Here is a 19875-nt window from a genome sequence, read left to right as displayed (position 1 = left end):
TAAAGGCTGGTGTCTTTTCTATATTAAAGAAAGCCGGCGGTTAATACTAATTTACAGAAATTGACAGGAGGTCAGATTATGCTGGAAACAGGAATAAAAGCACCGGAATTTACATTAAAAAATCAAGATGGAGAAGAGGTTTCGCTTAAGGATTTCCGTGGGAAAAAGGTGATTCTTTATTTCTATCCCAAGGACAATACGCCGGGCTGTACCACACAGGCCTGCTCTTTCGGGGACAGATATCCTCAGATTCAGGAGAAAGGGGCTGTGGTGCTGGGAGTCAGCAAGGACAGCGTGGCGTCTCATAAGAAATTTGCGGAGAAATATCATCTTCCTTTTGCGCTTCTGGCGGATCCGGAGCTGGAGGTCATCCAGGCATACGATGTATGGCAGGAAAAAAATATGTACGGGAAAAAGGTTATGGGTGTAGTGCGCTCCACCTACCTGATTGATGAAGAGGGAATTATTCGTCAGGCATTTACCAAGGTGAAGGCCGGTGAGAATGCAGAGCAGATGCTGGGGACGCTGTAGTAAAGTCAGGAGAGATGCCTGCCGCGTTGATAAGGCTCCGGCAGATGGAGCGGCAGGCATTTTTTACCAGTGGATAAAATAAAATCGGGAGGCTTACAAATAGTTGGAGTAAATGGTATCTGCCGGAGATTGGCGGGTGCTTACACGGGCAGGGAGTCCAGGAATTTTTCAAATTTTTTTTCAGAGAATATTTCATGGGTAACCAGCCGGCCGTTGTTAAAAAAGCTGTAGGTAGTATAGGGAGCGGGCGCATTTTGTGCCTGCTCTGTTGTCGTTATGGGGTGGAGCGTGAGTTCATGTCCGCGTGCGCGGGCGGCTTTGGCTATAAGAGGGACATATTGGGAGGTATAGGGGCACTGGGCGGTATAGTAAAGCACCATGCCGGTTTCTTCGATGGTTCCTTTTCTGGCGCAGTCCTTAAACCGGGGCAGGGGGGCATTGTCCGTAAAAGGAAGATAGAGGAGTTCAAAAAAGGGATGGGCCGTGTCTGCAGTAAGGAAGCCCTTGTATTTCAGATAATCCGGATCAGATAAATAGGGCTTCTTTTTGGAGGAGGAAAGGACGGTGAGGCCATGCATCCCCTGCGACCTGGCATCCTCAATACATTGGGAAAGCAGCTGATTGGCATACCCCTGTCCCTTAAACTGGCCGGATACCCAGAAGCAGTCGATATGCATGTAGCCATCCGCTAGGATGGGATACCAGGCTTTTTCCGCGGGTATATATTCGATGAAAACCTTTCCCCTCGCATCCAGGCGGCGGAATACAAGGCCGTCCTGAAAACGGTCCTTCATCCAGGACTTTTTGGCATTGGCTCCTGTACTGTCCTTTTTATCAGAAACGGCGCAGCAGATGTGCTCGCTGTCAATATTGTCCGCGGTGATTGTGATAATTTCCATTGTATGATTCCTTCCTCCGGCCGGTGCAAAAATAATTTTTCAGAGTAAGTCTGGCGCTTTGGGCTGCTGTCTTTAAGGCCATTATATAACATTAAATATGACAGCGGTATGTCATATTAAAATTTACAGAAAATGTTTTTTCCGGCAGAGGCGGATGCAGAGGATGACGATGGCAAGGCTGAGCAGGAATACGGTGAGATAGCCGTATTTCCAATTCAGCTCAGGCATATATTTGAAATTCATGCCGTACCAGCCTGCAATGAGCGTCAGGGGGAGAAAGATGGTGGTGACGACGGTGAGGATTTTCATGATTTTATTTTGCCTGATGTCGATCTGGGACTGGTAAACCTCCCGGATTTGCGTGGAATACTCCCGGAGCATGAGCGCTTCCTCATGCAGCCTTCCCACACGTTCGCTGAAAAGGCGGAAGGCATTCAGTTCGCTGCGGTTAAAGAAGCCGTGATCATTCTGCTGCAGTACGTTGCTGATGTCGGAAAGCTGCAGATAATAGTGGGAATAAATGAGGATTTTTCTGCGGCAGCTCATGATTTTGTGATTGAAATTATCAAGAGTGCCGGACAGGACTTCATCCTCCAGATGGGCAATCTGGTTCTCAATATCGGTCAGGCAGAGCAGATCCTCTGAAATCAAGGCATCCAGGAAATCTGCGAAGAAAAAGCCGATGCCGGGATTGGGCCGGGTGATAGAATCGCGGATTTTTTCTACGATACGAAGGACATAGTCTCCGTCATCAATGAATATGATGCGATCTTTAAAAATCGCATAGCGGAAGGAGGCCTCATGGGTGTTTTTCCCTTTGGGAGGAATGACGAAGGTGCCATATAAAAAGTCCATATGCACCTCCGCTTTGCAGAAATGGATTTCCTGGGGGTATTTCAGATTCATAAAGCCATGCTCCTGCAGATAAGCGTTTGAAGCGGCTTCCGCAGGCGTAAGAATTTCTATGGCAGGCGTATTGTTTTGTGCGGACGCAGAGGCTTCCGGGAAAGCGGGAAGCTCTGTGAGCCGGGAATGGATGCCGAATATTTTTGACATGGGATGTCTCCTTTCGGTTCAGCAGGTCTGCGCATTTTCTGCACAGACTATAAGAATATACAGTGACGGCAGGTATCCGGTCCATTGTGCAGCGTTTTTTAATGGCCGGATGCCGTAGCAGCTCAGAGCTGTCTGAACTGTTGTTATGATTTCTTTACGGGGAATTCTCCCTGAGTTGATTATATGCCAGGATTGGGAAAAACAACAGAAAAAGAAAGTGACTTTGGAAGAGGATGAGATTAGAATAGAAACATATGACGAAATGGAATCATGGTGATATGGCATGCATTAATGCTGCAATGCGTGGACAGGAGTAATATGGAATTGTGGGATGCCTATGACGGGCAGGGGAATAAAATCGGCGGAGAGCTGATAAGGGGGCAGGAAATCCCGGAAGGGACAAGAAGGCGGTGGTACTGCAGGAGGGGGAAACTATTTCTTTTTTGTGGATAACTGCGCGGGAATTTTTGGAGTTTGTGGAATCAGAGAAGCATGTTTGGACGCAGAGGGAGAGGATGGAAGGGTATCTGGATGGGGTGAGGAATGAAGAGGACAACGATTGTGATTTTCTGTACAGGGAATTTTGACGGGGACAACCTTGGCAGGTTTGCAAATTTGGAAGAGGTGAAGCTTTATCTGGAAAGAACCGGAATTTTGGATTAGCTACGGGATTAGAGGTGATAAAGGATGAGTAAGCGGGGAAAAAGTAAGAGAAGCCACAGATGTGCCGTTTTTTTATCCGTTGTATTGTGTGCAGGTTTATTCACTGGCTGCGGTGATAAAAAAGCGGTTGAAATCAGTACAGGGAGCACTGCTGCGGAAAAAGATGTACGAGACCCGTATGATGGGCAGTCCATTGACGAACAGCCAAATATCACAGAAACCGATACTCCTCCGGCAGAACCGCATCAGGCCTCTCTGGAAAATGCAGCACAGGAAAATGTGGATTACAGTGAAACGTTTGGAGGCCTGAATGGCTGCGCGGTAGTTTTCGACCCGCAGGAACAGGTATGCAGATTCTATAATAAAACCTTATGTGAGACAGCAGTCTCTCCCTGTTCTACCTTTAAGATCGTGTCTGCGCTTATGGGGCTGAAGTATCATGTGCTGGAGAATGAAAACTCGACGATGGGCTACGATGGAACGCAGTACGGAAATGCTGCATGGAACCAGGATTTATCCCTGAAGGATGCGTTTCAGTCCTCCTGTGTCTGGTATTTCCGAAAGGTGATTGATCAGGTGGGACAGGAACGGGTAAAGGAAGAATTAACAGCCCTGGACTATGGAAACTGTAATATCAGTGAGTGGGCGGGCAGCGGAATAAATCCCGGAGAAGAGCTGAATGGCTTCTGGCTTGCATCTTCTTTGAAAATATCTCCATATGAGCAGGTACGCGTTCTTTCGGATATTTTTGAAGGCCGCACAGGCTTTTCTCCGGAGCATGTGAAGATAGTAAAAAATATTATGTCAGCGGACGGCGGCGGAATCTATGGAAAAACCGGAACCGGTACGAAGGGGCAGGCGTGGTTTGTAGGATTTTCTGAGAGTGAGGAAAAACGGACTTACTTTGCGGTTTATTTGGAAGATACGGATAATAGAGAGCAGGTTTCCAGTAAAAAAGCGAAAGAGATTGCATTAAAAATCATCGGACAATAGGAGATTTTATGTTTGAAAACAATTGTGTTTGATATGTATGGTGTAATTTTAAAGGAAAGTAAAGGAAATTTTATTCCATATACTTTCCGGCATTTTGATGTATGTGAGCATGGAAGGCTGATAAAATTATTGAAAGAAGACCAGTTGTTTACTAAAGCTGGAAATGGTGAAATAGGATCAGAAGAATTTATGACTTTGCTGGGGTATGAAAATCCCTCCTATCACATGAAAAATTATATTGAGAATTACCTTACATTAGATGAAGGCTTTGTAAATTTTGCCGGAAAATATGCTGACAGGTGTGATTTTGTATTATTGTCAAATGACATATCTGAATGGAGCGCCTATATCACAAAATACTATAAATTAGACAAATATTTTAAATGTAAAATTGTCAGCGGCGATGTAAAATGCAGAAAGCCGGAAAAAAAGATTTTCACGATAGCATTGGAAAGGATGGGAAAGCTGCCACAGGAATGCATTTTTATAGACAATAGTGTGGCAAATCTGGAGACGTCTGCGGAAATGGGATTTTTGCCCATATTATTTAACCGGGACAATGTTGCTTATTCCGGCGTTACCGTGAACAATTTTGATGAACTGGAAAAAGTGATCAATGAACAGCGAGATTTATTGATATAAGCATCGCAGCATTAATCTTAAAGGACTATTGTCCAAATAAATAGTTTCAGGCAGCCATACAGATCGGCTGCCTTTTTGCTGCTCCCGGCCACCGCACATTCTGTCTTTTGTTACCGGATTGTAAGAAATATATGTTAGAGTGTATTTAAAACGTAACTGTTCAGCAGGTCAGCGCATTTAGCTGCGCAGGCCAACGCTTTGCGCTGACCGTAAGAAAGTGATTCAGGAGTGCTAAAATCCATCGCCAAAGGCGATTTAGGATGGATTTTAGCAGTAACTGTGAGGGGTACTGAACAGTTACTTTAAAACATATATTCAGATTCTGAGGGTATCTTAATAACAGTTTACAGTTCAGATGAATTCCGGACTGCGGCAAACATCAGTAAAGACACCAGATGGAGGGAAAGGACAGAAAGTAAATGGAAATATTAAGAGCGGAAGGCCTGGTAAAATATTATGGAAGCGGAGAAAATCTGGTTAAGGCGGTGGATCATATCAGTTTTTCCGTACAGAGAGGGGAATTTGTAGCAGTGGTGGGGACTTCCGGTTCGGGAAAAACCACGCTGCTCAACCTGATTGGGGGACTGGATTACGCGGACGAAGGAAATGTGATCGTTGACGGACAGGATATTACGGGGATGAAGGATGAGGAACTGACGATTTTCCGCAGGAGAAAAATCGGCTTTATTTTTCAAAATTATAATCTGGTATCCGTGCTGAATACGGAGAAGAATATTACCCTCCCTATCCGCCTGGACGGAAACAAAGTAGATGAAAATTATATCACCTCCATAGTTTCCTCGCTGGGAATTGCTGAAAAAAGGAAGGCTTTTCCCAACCAGCTCTCCGGCGGGCAGCAGCAGAGAGTTGCCATTGCACGGGCTTTGGCCAGTAAGCCGGCTTTGATTCTGGCGGATGAGCCTACCGGAAACCTGGACTCCCGCACAAGCGCGGAGGTAATGGGGCTTTTAAAAATGACAAGTACACAGTTTCATCAGACGATTGTCATGATCACCCACAACGAAGCAGTGGCCCAGCTGGCGGACAGAATCATACATATTGAAGACGGAAAAATTGTAGGAGGAAGCAGACTTGAAGGTTCCTTTTAAACGACTGATTCATGCAGCAGACAGGCCTGTGATAAGCGGGAGGTATAAGGATGTTTGAAAACTCCAACAAAGAAGTGATAAGAGAGATAGCTAGAGAGAGCATGAAGTCCCACAGGCTGCGCAATCTGACGGCTGTTCTGGGAATTGGGCTGACCACGCTACTGATTACAACGATTTGCACAGCGGGAATCAGCTTCTATAATGCGATAAACCTGGGCACGGATCTTACTCCCGGGCCATTGGCTGACGGCGGTATTATTACAGATGTAGAAAAATATGAGGAAATCAGGGATATGCCTCAGGTTGAGTGGGCGGCCTATGTGCGGCCCTGCAATGTGGGAAGCATCCATAACCGGGAAATGGCAGGGGTTAAAACGACGCTCCTGGTTCCCCAGCAGGAATTTTATACAAGGAACAAGGTAAGCCTGGTGGAGGGAAATTTCCCCGAAAAACCAGATGAAATAGCCATTTCGGATACTATGGTGCAGCGCCTGGGCGGCAATATCCATACGGGAGACCGGATGGTGCTTCATCCTGTGGTACGGGAAAACGGGCAGCAGGTGGAAAAAGAAATTCCGGTGACCGTTTCAGGAATCGTAACCTCGCCTTTGGAGGGACTGGCCTCTATTTATGAAGAAATCTATACCTCGCAGGCTTTTCTGGAGCAGAAGGTGCCTCAGATGGAGCAGGAACCTGCGACAGTCTATGTAAAATTCAAAGACGGCCGGATCAAGGATACGATTGCAGGAGAGCTGTATGATATTGCCGCTTTGGTGGAAGCATCAGGCGTTGAGTATAAGATGGATAACGGTTTTACCATTCTTTATCTTGTGGCAGTGCTCCTGTTCGTGTTTGTGGTGATGTTTTGCGGGTATCTTCTTATTTATAATATCTTTTATATCTCCATTGTGAATGATATCCGCTTTTTTGGCATGCTTAAGACTATCGGGACGACGGCAAAACAGATCCGTACCCTGCTTACCTGGCAGGTATTGAGGCTGTCGGCAGCAGGAATCGGGGCGGGGCTGGTTCTGGGCTATCTGGTTGGGCTTGCGGCATCTCCGGCCGTACTTGCAAGGACAAATTATTCTGCTTTTTATAAACCTTCGCTGAATCCTCTGTTTTTTATTTCCGCTGTTTTCTTCTCCGCCCTGACGGTATATATCAGCAGCAGAAAATCCTATCGCCTGGCCATGCGGATTTCTCCGGTGGAGGCGGCCAGATATCGGGAGCGGAATGAAAAGAAGAAAAAGGTCTGGTCAGCCGTATCCTTTATGCTGAGCGGTATTATTTTCCTGGTTGTATTTACCCTTACATTGGGATACAATGTGGAAAATATGGTGGATCGCTACCATACTGCGGATGTAAGAATACGTCAGGATGCCATGATGTGGGATAATGAGGAGCCTTATCAGCCCATCAGACAATCCATGGTAGAGGAAATTGAAAAGCTTCCTTTTATTGCTGAGACTGCCATATACTATCAGGCGAGAAGGCATGAAGAGGGAATCCTGGGGGGCTGTGAAGCGGGATATGCACAGCTTCGGCTGACGGATGAGTTAAAGGAAGAATTTGCCCGGTGTGTACAGATGGGAACCGGATGGATGAACCAGGCGGATAATGGGGATATCCTGCTTGATCTGTGGGGACTTCCTGCGGATCAGCTGTACCTGGAAGAAGAGAATATCCGTGTGCTGGAGGGGAGCCTGGATGCGGAGAAATTTGCTTCCGGCAAATATGTGATTTATAACCAGGGAACGAATCAGAGCGGCAGGGCGGCCGGGAATATTCATGCGGGGCAGGTGCTGCATCTTTCGATTCTGGATCCGGATACAGGAGCATATGTGGAGCGTGAGGCGGAGGTGCTTGCGGTGGTGGAAAGAATTAATCCGTTTTCCACGGGGCTTGTAGCCAAGGCGGCTCTGACATTCCCTGACGGGGCTTTTCAGGAGATATATTCCGGGTATGCGGATATGATTACCATAATTCAGGCGAATGGCTTTCGGGAACTGACGCAGGAGGAATATGGACAGTTGGAGGAAATTGTACGAAACAGCTTTAATTTTCAGCTTTCCATAGAATCCCGGGTGGAGGAAAGGCAAGCACAGAGGGAGGAGAAGGCGTCCATGATTCTCATCGGCCTGTTTCTTGCCGGGGTGTTTGGCATAATAGGGATCTGCAATGTGGTTAACACGCTGGTGACCGGCGTGCTGTCAAGAAAACTGGAATTTGCGGCCATGCAGTCCGTGGGGATGACAAAGAAGCAGATGTGCTCCATGATAGGCCGGGAAGGGCTGTTGCTCAGCGGCATCAGCGTCCTGGCGGCCATACCGCTGGGCGTATTATTCTGCCGGGTGCTGGGGAAAGCGATATTGTTCTTTTCCGGTTTTTCCGCTGGTATTTTTGCGGCAGGCTGCGGGATCCTCCTGGCGGTAATGTGCGGCGTATCCCTTTCCGTTGCGTTGCTGCTGACGCGTTTCCTCACACGCAGGCCGGTGGTGGAAAGGCTGCGGGAAGCGGAATAAAAGGCGGTTGCTCAGGCTGTGCAAAGCGGAAATGGCGGAACCAGGAAGCGGCGGACAGGCAGGTAAGGAGAAAAGATGGCCCGGATACTTGTGGTAGAGGATGATGAAATATTGAGGGAAGGAATCCTGTTTGCCCTTGCCAGGGAAGGACATCAGGTACGCGGCGCCGGCAGTCTGGCCGGGATGAAGGAACAGCTGGGGCAGCCGGCGGATCTGGTGGTGCTGGATGTGAGCCTTCCAGACGGAGACAGCAGGGAATTCCTTCCCGGGCTGCGGGAAAGCAACCCGGTGCCTGTGATTTTCCTGACGGCAAGAAATACGGAAGGCGATATGATTGCGGGCTTCGATGCCGGAGCGGATGATTATATTACCAAGCCCTTTTCCGTGCCGCTGCTTGTGCGCAGGATACAGGCCGTGCTGAACCGGAGCCTGTGCCGGGACGGCCGCTTCTATTATAACGGCGATCTGTGCTATGATTTTGACGGGAAAGAGTTGAAAATCGGTGAAAAAAGCATCCCGCTCACCCCGACGGAAATGCGTCTTTTAGAGGTGTTCCTGCACAACAGAAGGCGGGTGCTCACCCGGGAAATGCTGCTTGCCCGGGTTTGGGATGCGCAGGAAAATTATGTGGATGACAAAGCGCTTGCGGTGAATATCAGGCGGCTCCGGGAAAAAATTGAAAAGGAGCCGGGAAAACCGGAGCGGATAAAAACAGTGTTTGGAATTGGGTACAAATGGGAGGAAGAATGAAAAAACGGGATATCAGGGAAGGAGCATGGAAAACAGAAGGCATTGACCTGAATATAAAAAGGATTCTGGCAGGGCAGGCGGTGCTGTCCTGTCTTTTTTTGTTTTTGCTTTTGACGGCACCCTCCGGCGCGCTGTGGTGGGGTATTTTCTACTGCCTGGCGGAATGCGCTGTAGTTTATAGCGGCTTTGCCTGGCTTTCCGGCTGTGTGAACCGGGCGCTGCATACGGCTTCCGACTGCGTGCAGCGCCTGATTGACGGTATTCCCGAAAGTGACGGGGCGGCGGCATTTTTTTCCCAGGAGGATACTGTGACGGGGAAGCTGCAGACCCAGATTTACAAGCTGTATGACATTATGAAGGCCCATGAGGAACAGGAGCTGGCGTTAAAAAACCAGTTAAGCGGCCTGGTAGCGGATTTGGTGCATCAGATGAACACGCCGCTTACCAATATACGTATGTATTGTGATTTCCTGCAGATGCCGGATCTGAGCGCGGAAAATAAGAATCATTTCCTGTCCAATATATCCAGGCAGGCGGAAAAGCTCGGCTGGTTTGGGGAAGGCTTTGAAAAGGCGACAAGGTTGGAAACGGATATCATTACGCTTACGCCAGTGGAACAGGAGCTGCTCCCGATTATTTTGGAGGCGGCAAATCAGGCGTCACCCAGGGCGGAGGCAAAGGGCAGGGAAATCCGTCTGGAGGGAGACCGGGGCATCCGCGTCTGCGTGGATGGGAAATGGACGCTGGAGGCTGTTTTTAACCTGCTGGACAATGCGGTAAAATACGGTGCGCAGGGCAGTGATATCCTGATACGCATGAGCGCCTGTGAGCTATACGCCTGTATTGAGGTATGCAGTGAGGGAAACAGGATACCGGAAGCGGAAAGAAATACTGTTTTCCAGCGGTTCTACAGGGGAAAGCAGGCCGCCATGCTGCAGGAGGGCGTGGGGCTGGGCCTGTTTCTGACCCGGAAAATCATTAGTGATCAGGGAGGCTATGTATCGATAGACAACTACGGGGAAAACGGCAACAGCTTCCGCATTTTCGTCCGGCGAAGCGGCAATGGGCCGGGGACGGAGGAAGAAGGCGGGATTGCCCGGAGCGTGGACGCGGCCGGCGCTTTGTGATAGTATATGTATAGAACAGCAGCCGGCCAGCCTGCGAAGCGGAAGATTTTTTTGCATAGAAGGCGGACCTGATAAATCAGTTTTTATAAAAAGATATTTATTTAAACTGTTTCAAAGAAGGAGGCACACATATGTTAACAGAGAACGGAAGCCTTCAGCTTCAGGATTTTACGGACAGGAATTTTCAGGAAGCCTTTACCCAGGTGACGGAGGGCGTGTGGCACGTATCGGGTCTGGGACACAGCAACGCGGTAGTACTGGAAGGAAATACAGGGGTGATCCTGATCGATACCCTGGATACGCTGGAAAGGGGAGAAAAACTGCTTCATTTTATCCGGGAAAAAACGGGAAAAGAAGTGAAAACGGTAATTTTCACCCATTCCCATCCCGATCACCGGGGCGGCGCAGGCGCTTTTCTGGGAAGCGCTCCGGAGATTATTGCCTTCGCGCCGAAAACACCGGCCCTGGAGGGCTCGGAATTGCTGCAGCAGATTCAGAACAGACGGGGAAGCAGGCAGTTCGGTTATACCCTTACGGACGAAGAAAATATTTCCCAGGGAATCGGCCGGCGCGAGGGAGTCGTATATGGGGAGCACCGCGCCTTTACCGCGCCGTCAACGGTTTATCAGGAGGACAGCGTGAGCCGTGAAATAGACGGCATTTTACTGGAAATGGCCAGACTTCCGGGGGAAACGGATGATCAGATATGCGTGTGGCTTCCGCAGAAAAGGGTTCTGTGCTGCGGTGACAATTACTATGGCTGTTTTCCCAACTTTTACGCCATCCGGGGCGGACAGTACCGCGACCTATCGGCCTGGAAGAAAAGCATAGACGCCTTGCTTGCCTATCCTGCGGATTACCTTCTGCCAGGACACACCTCAGTAATCTATGGAAACGATAACATCAGGGAAGTGCTTGGGAATTTCAGAGACGTCATAAATTACATTCTCACAAAGACCCTGGAAGGGATGAATGAGGGAAAAAGCCAGGAAGAGCTGGCTGCAGAAATACGGCTGCCTGAACAATATGCTGTCCTTCCGTATCTGGGAGAATTTTACGGCTGTGTGGAATGGACGGTAAGAGCGGTTTATACGGCCTATTTAGGCTGGTTTGACGGAAATCCCACACACCTTCACCCGCTTGCGCCCAAAAAGTACACTGAAAAAATGACTGCCCTGATCGGCGGGAAACGGAAAGTGTTCCGGGCTGCAGCGGAAGCATTTGAGGCGCAGGAATACCAATGGTGCCTGGAGCTGTGCGATTTGCTGCTGACAAACGATGATACGGACAAAGAAACGCGGCGCCTGAAAGCAGAGGCGCTGGACCGGATGGCAGAGTATGAAACCAGCGCCAACGGCAGACATTACTATAAAGAATGCGCCAAAGAGCTTCGCTGACCGAAGCTCCCGCAGGAAAGCCTATTTTTTCCCCAAAGCATTGTATTCCTGGGCCAGTGCATCATAAATTTTATCAAAGGTAGCAAAAAACTGGTTCAGCTCCTCCCCGTCAATCCGGGAAAGGGCGCGCTCCACAAAAGAAGAAAGGGTCCGGAAGGACTCCTCATAGATTGCAAGCCCCTCTTCAGTCAGACAGACGTACGTATTACGGCGATCGTTTGTCTGGCTGCTTTTTTGCACCAGCCCCTTCTCCTCCAGCCTGCTTAAACACCGTGAAATCGTGGGAACCGAAACATGAAGCTTCTCCGCAAGCCCCGAAATAAGCGTATTCTCCACCCCATCATACTGATTGGCGTCCCGGATGGTATACAGAGTAATCAGCTCACTTTCCGGCAGCGGCATAGGAAGCGCACTCAGCTTAAAACGATGAAATTTATTAATCAACTCAAAAGGAAATACATTCACATCCGCCATAACAACCTCTTCTTGCATTCAACAATTTTACTCACACCAATTACTTTATTTTTCCAACAACAGTATAACACGCACCCCCCTGTAATGCAAAGCAGCCATACAGTTATGGTTTAACCGGGGCGGATGGGTCTCCCTCCCGGACTTATTTTATAGTTTTTTAATTGACTTATAATAATATGAAAGTTAGAATGGGATTGAAAATGGTTAGCATTGCTAAGTAACATGAGCTTCGCACATTTCGGCGCTGGAATGGATTCCTGCAGGGAGGAACGCCAGGGCCGGCATGTGCGAAGCTTATGCCGGTGATGCGGGATCAGGAAATAAATAAAATGAGGTGTTATTATGAAAAAAGAGAACCGTATGAGGAGCCTTGCAGTCCTGATGGCGGCTGTGATGACGCTGGGAGGCTGCGCAGGCAGTGCGGATACGGCCGGTACGGAGGAAACGGAGGCGGCGGATACGGCCCTTGCCGTGGAAGCGTCGGCGCCGGAAACAGGCAGCCTGGCAGTTTCCAGCACTTTTATCGGGACGGTAAGTCCCCAGGAACAGGTCAGTATCATACCGCTTGTTTCAGGCGAGGTGGCGGCGGTCAATTTTGAAGTGGGCGACCATGTACAGGCGGGGGATGTGCTGCTGCAGATTGATGATGAGGCAGCAAGGCTTCAGCTGGAATCGGCAAAGCTGACGAAGGAGGGCGCGGAGCTGTCCGCACAGCGCACCCTGGGTTCCAGCCAGGTCATGAGCAATCTGTCCATGGAGAGCAATCTTAAAAATATCCAGTATCAGATTGATATGGCGAAAAAGCAGTATGATTCTGCCGGAACCTCCATTGCGGATACCCAGCAGAAAAAAGAGGATATGAAGAGTGCTCTGAACAAAATCAACGACAGCATCGGTGATATGGAAGAAAATTATAAGAGCATGAAGAGCATGGCGGTGACGGCCAAGCAGTTCGTCTATCAGGACGCCAACGGCGTCTGGAGATGGGTGACTGATCCGGAGCCAAACTGGAAGGAGCTTTATTATACCGAACCTGGTGAAGGCGGAGAGACTAAGCCGGACGTGAATCCTGATCCAAATCCCGATCCGGATAATAAGCCGGATTCTGGCCAGAATCCCGATTCCAATATAAATCCATCGGATGGCACGAAGCCGGATGAAAACACGGACAAGACCAACGGAAGCGGTGAAGAAAGCAATGGAGGTTCAGCATCTGAAGGAGGATCCCAGGAGAATGGCGGCAAGGACCCTGATTCTCAGGGCAGCCCGGATAAGTCGCCTTCGGAAGAAGAGCATCAGGGAACGGACGGCGGCGGCCAGGGCTCTGCTTCCCAGGATTCGTCCACACAGGGGACAGCTTCCCAGGATTCTTCCTCACAAGGTTCTTCCTCCCAGAATTCCTCTTCCCAGGATTCCTCTGCCCAGGGTTCTTCCGCCCAGGAAGCCCCATCTCAGGAATCCACTTCTGCGTCCCAGAGCGGGGCTGAAAAGAGCAGCCATAACGAATCAACCCAAAGCAGCGAACTGCAGAGCAGGGCAGGGGATAACGGAGCCGTACGGAAAACCTCCGACCATGAAAACCATTATGATAACAGATCGGCACAGACCGCCGCAGCGGCACAGGTCTCCTTCCGGACAGGCAATTCCCTGAATGCCGGTATCGGAAAGGGCGGCAGACACGGCTGCGGGAACGATGAACCGGAAATCATGCAGGCGGTTGTGGGAATTGGAAATAACAGTGATATTGTAATTCTTCAGATAGATAATCAGGACGGAACCAAAAAGAAAAGCTACGAAGAATATGTAAAGGATAAAGCAATCTATGAAGGTAAGTTAGAGGCGGTAAATAAATTCAGATCCGCAGGCTATTCAGCTGCAGACATCGGGGAAGGCCGTCTGGACAGCAGCCTGTCAACCTATGCTTCCCAGATTGCTTCCATGAAAACCCAGGCTTCCTCCCTGGAAAGCAATATTTCCTCCATTGACAGCAGCATTGATTCTGCGGAGACCTCCCGGTCAACCACCGGCGATACCATTGATTTTTACGAGGAAAATCTGAAGGATGCCCAGGTACAGTATGGCATCCAGAACGGGCAGGCGTACCAGGATACGGCAGCGGCCCTGCAGAACCAGATCGCTTCCTCCGACGTGGGGATCCAGAGCGCCATGATGCAGCTGGAAAACTATACGCTGACGGCCCCTATTTCCGGGGTGATTGAGCAGAAAAATGTGGATGAATTCGGTATGGTAAGCGCCGGCAATCCGGTTTATGTCATATCCAACAAGGATTCCATGACAGTTACCTTTTATGTGAGCGAAGCGGTGAAAAACCAGCTCACTGCAGGAGAAACAATTACGCTGGAAAGGAACGGCGAGACCTTTACGGCAGGCATTACCCAGATCGGCCAGTCAGTTGACTCCAGGACCGGATTGTTTGAAATCAAGGCCGCCACGGAAAACACACAGCTTTCCAATGGCGTAACGGTAAAAATCACAGCCGACACTTACCGGACAAACGATGCGCTGCTGCTTCCCTATGACGCAGTATATTATGAAGCGGAGCAGGCCTATGTGTATTGCGTGGAGGACGGGATCGCCGTTAAGACACCTGTGGAAACCGGCCTGTACAATGAAGATAAAATAGAAATAACAGGCGGTCTTGCCGCGGACAGCATAGTCATACATACCTGGTCTTCCCAGCTGACGGATGGTGCGAAGGTGCGTCTGGTTGAAGGGGAGGACGCGGAATGAATCTCACAAAATTAGCGCTGAAGCGCCCGGTTTCCGTGATTCTTATCATACTGTCCCTGGCCGTTTTCGGCCTGGGCTCCATACCGGGCTTTAAGATGCAGCTGACGCCGGACATGGATATGCCCATGCTCATTGTAATGACTACCTACCCCGGCGCGGATCCGGAGAGCGTGGACGAACTGGTGACCAAGGTGGTGGAGGATTCCGGCTCCACCCTGAGCGGCATTGATTCCGTAACCTCACAGTCCTCGGAAAATCTGTCCATGGTCATGTTTACCTATGAATACGGCGTGGATATTGACGAATGCTATGCGGATCTGCGTACTGCGCTGGATACGGCCAGCCTGCAGCTGCCGGAGGATGCCTCCTCCCCTGTTGTCATCGAACTGAATATGTCACAGTCCGCGGACATGATCCTTTCTGCCCGCGCGCAGGGGGAGCAGGATTTGCGCAAAACCCTGGAGGATACGTTTATACCGGATCTGGAATCCATCACCAATGTAGCCCAGGTGGATGTTTCCGGAGGCAGCCAGGAATACATCAGGGTTCTTTTAAAAGAAGATATGCTCAAGCAATACGGCCTGAATATGGCGGCGGTTGCCAACTATCTGTCGGCGGCGGACTTTACCGTGCCCGCGGGCAGCGTGAAGCAGGGCAGCCAGGACATTTCCGTCAGCGCGGCCATGGAATTTAATACTGTGCAGAAGCTGGAACAGGTGCCGATTATCACCGCGGCCGGAAGCGTGGTCCATCTTTCCGATGTGGCTGAGGTTTCCATGGCACAGGAAAAGGCGGATTCCATCAGTAAAAGCGACGGCATGGAAAATATCAGTATTTCCATCCAGAAAAAACAGAGCGCCAGCGTGGTGCAGGTAACGCAGAAAATTGAAAAGCTGATTGCGGAATATTCGGGAAAAAATCCGGGAATCGAAATCAGCGTGGAATACAATTCCAGCGATATCATTACCTCCTCCCTCTGGTCGGTGGGAAAAACACTGATTGCGGGCGTCCTGATTTCCATGGCGGTGCTGTTCATCTTTTTCGGGGATTTCAAAGCCAGCCTAATCGTGGGAAGCTCCATGCCCATTTCCCTGCTGGCCACGCTGATTCTCATGAGCATGATGGGCTACTCCATGAATATCGTTACCATGGGATCCCTTGTAATCGCCATCGGTATGATCGTGGATAACTCCATCGTCGTGATTGAAAGCTGCTTCAGGGCCAGGGATACGCATGAGGACTATAAGGAAGCGGCGCTGCGGGGAACCAAGGCGGTAACCATGTCAATCATCGCTTCCACAATTACTACAATCGTGGTATATCTTCCCCTGGCCACCGTGGATGATCTGGCGGGGCAGATGTTCGGCCAGCTGGGCTTTACCATTGTATTTGCCATGCTTGCCTCCCTGATATCAGCCATGACTCTGGTGCCCCTCTTTTACTCCCTTTTCAAGCCCACGGAGAAGAAGGAGATTCCGGCAAACAGGATCGTGGATAAAACCACCCGTGTATACAGGAAAATCCTGAGAAAGGTGCTTCACAGGAAGCTGGTGGTGGTGGGCGTTACCCTTGCCCTGGTGGCTGTGGCGGGACTGATGCTTACCCAGGTAAATATGGAGCTGATGCCTGCCTCCGATGAAGGAATTGTGGAGGTTTCCGCCTCCTTCCGGCCAGGAACCACGCTGGAGGACAAGGAAAGCGCCATGGAAAAGCTGGAGGCGCTTGCCAAGGCAGAGCCAGACGTTGCATCCTATAGTGTTTCCATAGAAAGCGGATCTTCCGCCAGCCTGCGCGCCTACCTGAAAAGTGATAGGGAGCTGTCCACTGCGGATGTGATAGAAAAGTGGAATAGGGAAACCAGGGACTATACGGGTATGGAGCTGGATATTGCTTCCGGCGGCAGCAGTATGGGAAGCGGCATGATGTCCTCTTCCACCACAGAAATCGATCTGCAGGGCGCGGATATGGAGATTTTGAAAAAAGCGGCCCGGAAAGCCCAGGAAGCCATGGAGCAGGTGGACGGCGTAATCAAGGTAACCTCCTCCGCCCAGGACACGAGCACCGCGGCCAAACTGGAAATCGACCCGCTGATGTCCATGCATTATGGAATGACGCCCGTGCAGGTGGCGGGCAGCATCCGCAATATTTTAAGCGGAACGGATGTGCTTACCGTAACAAAGGACGGAACGGAATATGAGGTGAAGCTGGAATATCCAGAGGGGCTGTATGACAGCATGAACAGCCTGATGGATGCCACTCTGACTAACAATCAGGGCATTCAGGTCCCTGTGCGGGAAATCGCCCAGGTGGTGTATACGGATGCGCCCCAGACCATCATGAAGGTGGATGGCAAATATCAGATCAGCCTTACGGCGGCCACTACCCAGGAGGCACGTTTTACCGCGCAGAAGACACTGTTGCAGACGGTGGGAGCGCTGACGCTGCCGGCGGGCGTGGAGGTGGCGGAGGATATGGTGACGGAGATTATGAACGAGGAATTTGGCGTTCTCTACCAATCCATTTTAATCGCCGTATTCCTTGTTTTCCTGGTGATGGCCATGCAGTTTGAATCACCCCGTTTTTCCTTCATGGTTATGATGTGTATTCCCTTCAGCCTGGTAGGCTCCGTTTTCCTGCTGTATATTGCAGGAATCACCATCAGTATGGTTTCCTTAATGGGATTTTTGATGCTGGCCGGAATCGTGGTGAATAACGGTATATTATATGTGGATACCGTGAACCAGCTGAGACAGGAAATACCGCTGGAGGACGCGCTGATCGATGCGGGAGCCATCCGTCTGCGCCCGATCCTGATGACCACCCTCACAACCATTCTCTCCATGCTCCCCATGGGACTGGGAATCGGAAGAAACAGCGAAATGATGCAGGGCATGGCTCTTGTTATTATCGGCGGCCTGGTGGCCTCCACACTGCTCACCCTGCTTCTGATGCCTACCATTTATCTGATAATAGATAAGAAAAAACCTAAACGGTTACAGGCGGAGAATAAAACACAATGATGGAGAAAAAGGATATCCTGATCATTCACGGCACGGATTATAAAAATATGACCATCCGCATTTTGAAGCGTGCGGGCCTGGCGGAGCTGATCGGGGACAGGAACAAGAGAATCGGCCTGAAGCCGAATCTGGTAGTGGCCAGGGATCCAAGCGAGGGAGCGACAACCCATTCTGAGATTCTGGAGGGCTGCCATCCCAAAGCGGCCGATATGGCGGAGCTTTTGGAGAAAGAATGGATATGTACGCATAAACAGCCAATGTTGAGACGGTGATTCTGATGCAGTATTGTGGAAAAAGAAAAAAATAAGGTGGTTCAACCACAAAAAGTTGTGATTTAAGGGCAAAAATCGTGCCGAAAAATGGCTGGTTTTTGCCCCTCTTTTTACCCATTTTTATAGATGCATAGGGGTAAAAATGAGAATTTGAAGTGATTTTGAAAATTTGTGATGGAGAGTAGGAATAGCAAACACTAAGATGCTGTCAGTGGATAAGCTGCTGATACTGTTCCAGCCAGGTGTTTTATGTATAGCATAAATAAAAAAGAATTGGTTATATTAATAATTATATATGTACTTATTGACTAAAATATGATAAAGTTGAAGTCAATAAGTACATGGTGGAGGTGAGAGTGTGACCGATCATGAAAAAATAATTGAAATAGCCAAACAGCATAATAATGTTTTTAAAACAAAAATGATTGTTAATGCAGGAATAAGAAAAGAAAAAATAAAAGAAATGCTGGATAATGGAATAATTGAAAGAATAGGACATGGATTTTATTCTCTCAGCAGAGAGGATATAGACGAATATTATGAATTTCAACAGAGATGTCCTAAAGGTGTTTTTTCTTATGGTACGTCAGCATATTTTTGGAATCTGTCAGAAAGAGTCCCCAATGTTCTAAGTTGTACGGTTCCAAGGGGGTATAATACGTCCCGGTTGAAAATTAGTACAAAGGTTAAATATCATTATGTGCCAATGAAAGTATACAATATTGGTATAACTGAGATCGTGTCGCCGCAGGGGGCAACTATACAGGTTTATGATAGGGAAAGAACGATTTGTGATTTGATAAGGGATAGAAAAAATGTAGATATGCAGCTTTATAGTAATGCACTGAATGTGTACTTCAAAAGTAAAGAAAAGAGCATCAGAAGATTGGTGAAGTATGGAAAGGCATTCAATATAACCGAGGAATTGGAAAGGTACATGGAGGTATTGCAATGAAAAGTGCAGAGCAGATAAAAGGAGCTGTGAAAAACATAGCGAAGAAAATGAACTTGAAACCACAGGAAATTTTGCAGATATACATGTTTGAACGCCTTGTGGAATGTTTGTCTGTTTCCAAATATAAAGGAAATTTTATATTAAAAGGTGGCTTGTTGATTGCATCCATGATTGGAATTGCAGAGAGAACAACGATGGATATGGGAAAATGAATATTCCAATGAAAATAGATATTACAACTGGAGACGAGATTACGCCAAGACAGATTGATTATAGATATAAATGCATGTTTGAAGAAAAGAGCGTGTTGGTAAAGGCATACACATTGGAAACTATCCTCGCTGAAAAATATGAGACCGTAATGAGGAGAAATATTGGTAATACAAGGGCAAGGGATTTCTATGATTTATTTGTATTAATGAAAATCAAGAAGAATGAAATTCGTTGGGATATTTTAAAGGAAGCTGTATTGGCGACTTCTAAAAAACGTGGTTCTTGGGAGGAGTTGAAAGAATATCGGAAAATTATAGAAGAGATGCGTGAAAGTGACTTTCTTAGAAGAGTATGGAAAAAGTACAAGGAAGAAAATACATATAGTGAGGGTATAAAATTTAAGGACACGTTAGACACTATTTTGGAAATTGGGATAATGTTAGAAAAGTAGTTGCTTTCATTCTAAGATATTTTGTGAAAAGCATATGTTTTTTAGTT

17 protein-coding genes and 1 pseudogene are annotated in these 19875 nt (G+C 48.5%); 15 read left to right on the top strand and 3 right to left on the bottom strand.

Going from position 1 to position 19875, the window contains the following annotated elements; translation table 11 throughout:
* The first annotated feature begins 78 nt into the window (after positions 1-78).
* Positions 79-531 carry a thioredoxin-dependent thiol peroxidase gene (bcp, locus tag DXC51_RS15880; protein ID WP_021633760.1) on the top strand — a complete coding sequence of 151 codons (453 nt, stop codon included), beginning with the start codon at positions 79-81 and terminating at the stop codon, positions 529-531.
* A gap of 140 nt (positions 532-671) precedes the next feature.
* On the opposite strand, the gene DXC51_RS15875 is transcribed toward bcp, so the two are convergent.
* Both DXC51_RS15875 and DXC51_RS15870 read right to left on the bottom strand, forming a co-directional pair.
* A complete protein-coding gene (locus tag DXC51_RS15875; RefSeq protein ID WP_021633761.1) occupies positions 672-1430 on the bottom strand; it encodes an N-acetyltransferase in 759 nt (252 codons plus the stop codon).
* A gap of 123 nt (positions 1431-1553) precedes the next feature.
* Complete coding sequence (locus tag DXC51_RS15870; protein ID WP_021633762.1) at positions 1554-2486, bottom strand: magnesium transporter CorA family protein; 933 nt, start codon at positions 2484-2486, stop codon at positions 1554-1556.
* A gap of 318 nt (positions 2487-2804) precedes the next feature.
* Between DXC51_RS15870 and DXC51_RS30295 the strand changes: the two genes are divergently transcribed.
* The 8 genes from DXC51_RS30295 to DXC51_RS15830 all read left to right on the top strand — a co-directional run bounded on the left by DXC51_RS30295 (position 2805) and on the right by DXC51_RS15830 (position 11692).
* Entirely contained in the window at positions 2805-2939 is a 135-nt protein-coding gene (locus DXC51_RS30295) for a hypothetical protein (protein WP_278336984.1), read from the top strand.
* A gap of 234 nt (positions 2940-3173) precedes the next feature.
* On the top strand, positions 3174-4142 hold the full coding sequence (locus DXC51_RS15860; protein ID WP_025487388.1) for a penicillin-binding transpeptidase domain-containing protein: 969 nt from the start codon (positions 3174-3176) through the stop codon (positions 4140-4142).
* Between the two features lie 12 nt (positions 4143-4154).
* Positions 4155-4784, top strand: a complete 630-nt coding sequence (locus DXC51_RS15855) for an HAD-IA family hydrolase (RefSeq protein ID WP_025487387.1) — start codon at positions 4155-4157, stop codon at positions 4782-4784.
* A gap of 419 nt (positions 4785-5203) precedes the next feature.
* A complete protein-coding gene (locus DXC51_RS15850; RefSeq protein ID WP_025487386.1) occupies positions 5204-5893 on the top strand; it encodes an ABC transporter ATP-binding protein in 690 nt (229 codons plus the stop codon).
* Positions 5894-5943: 50 nt separating this feature from the next.
* Positions 5944-8418: an ABC transporter permease gene (locus DXC51_RS15845; protein WP_025487385.1), complete on the top strand. Its 2475-nt coding sequence runs from the start codon at positions 5944-5946 to the stop codon at positions 8416-8418.
* A 75-nt stretch (positions 8419-8493) separates the two neighbouring features.
* Complete coding sequence (locus DXC51_RS15840; RefSeq protein WP_025487384.1) at positions 8494-9168, top strand: response regulator transcription factor; 675 nt, start codon at positions 8494-8496, stop codon at positions 9166-9168.
* Positions 9165-10295 (top strand): sensor histidine kinase, encoded by a 1131-nt coding sequence (locus tag DXC51_RS15835; protein WP_025487383.1) that lies wholly within the window; start codon positions 9165-9167, stop codon positions 10293-10295. The genes DXC51_RS15840 and DXC51_RS15835 overlap by 4 nt, the downstream gene beginning before the upstream one ends.
* Before the next feature lie 131 nt (positions 10296-10426).
* Complete coding sequence (locus tag DXC51_RS15830) at positions 10427-11692, top strand: alkyl/aryl-sulfatase (protein WP_025487382.1); 1266 nt, start codon at positions 10427-10429, stop codon at positions 11690-11692.
* Between the two features lie 21 nt (positions 11693-11713).
* On the opposite strand, the gene DXC51_RS15825 is transcribed toward DXC51_RS15830, so the two are convergent.
* Complete coding sequence (locus DXC51_RS15825) at positions 11714-12166, bottom strand: MarR family winged helix-turn-helix transcriptional regulator (protein ID WP_025487381.1); 453 nt, start codon at positions 12164-12166, stop codon at positions 11714-11716.
* Between the two features lie 342 nt (positions 12167-12508).
* Here DXC51_RS15825 and DXC51_RS15820 point away from each other — a divergent pair, with 342 nt between their 5' ends.
* The 6 genes and pseudogenes from DXC51_RS15820 to DXC51_RS15800 all read left to right on the top strand — a co-directional run bounded on the left by DXC51_RS15820 (position 12509) and on the right by DXC51_RS15800 (position 19828).
* On the top strand, positions 12509-14917 hold the full coding sequence (locus DXC51_RS15820) for an efflux RND transporter periplasmic adaptor subunit (RefSeq protein ID WP_025487380.1): 2409 nt from the start codon (positions 12509-12511) through the stop codon (positions 14915-14917).
* Positions 14914-17937, top strand: a complete 3024-nt coding sequence (locus DXC51_RS15815) for an efflux RND transporter permease subunit (RefSeq protein ID WP_025487379.1) — start codon at positions 14914-14916, stop codon at positions 17935-17937. The genes DXC51_RS15820 and DXC51_RS15815 overlap by 4 nt, the downstream gene beginning before the upstream one ends.
* A pseudogene (locus tag DXC51_RS15810) lies at positions 17937-18125 on the top strand (DUF362 domain-containing protein); the annotation flags it as partial. The gene DXC51_RS15815 and the pseudogene DXC51_RS15810, both read left to right, overlap by 1 nt.
* Positions 18126-18567: 442 nt before the next feature.
* The gene (locus tag DXC51_RS15805) at positions 18568-19164 is read left to right on the top strand and encodes a type IV toxin-antitoxin system AbiEi family antitoxin domain-containing protein (protein ID WP_025491708.1); all 597 of its coding nucleotides are present in this window, start codon (positions 18568-18570) and stop codon (positions 19162-19164) included.
* Positions 19161-19376, top strand: coding sequence for a nucleotidyl transferase AbiEii/AbiGii toxin family protein (locus DXC51_RS30455; RefSeq protein ID WP_049942505.1), 216 nt, complete (start codon positions 19161-19163; stop codon positions 19374-19376). The genes DXC51_RS15805 and DXC51_RS30455 overlap by 4 nt, the downstream gene beginning before the upstream one ends.
* A complete protein-coding gene (locus tag DXC51_RS15800; protein ID WP_330413844.1) occupies positions 19373-19828 on the top strand; it encodes a nucleotidyl transferase AbiEii/AbiGii toxin family protein in 456 nt (151 codons plus the stop codon). Before DXC51_RS30455 ends, DXC51_RS15800 begins: the two co-directional genes overlap by 4 nt.
* Positions 19829-19875: the final 47 nt, after the last annotated feature.

This window comes from Eisenbergiella massiliensis, from assembly GCF_003435485.1.
The sequence above is the reverse complement of the archived record's forward strand: the minus strand, read 5'-3'. Positions and strand labels throughout refer to the sequence as shown.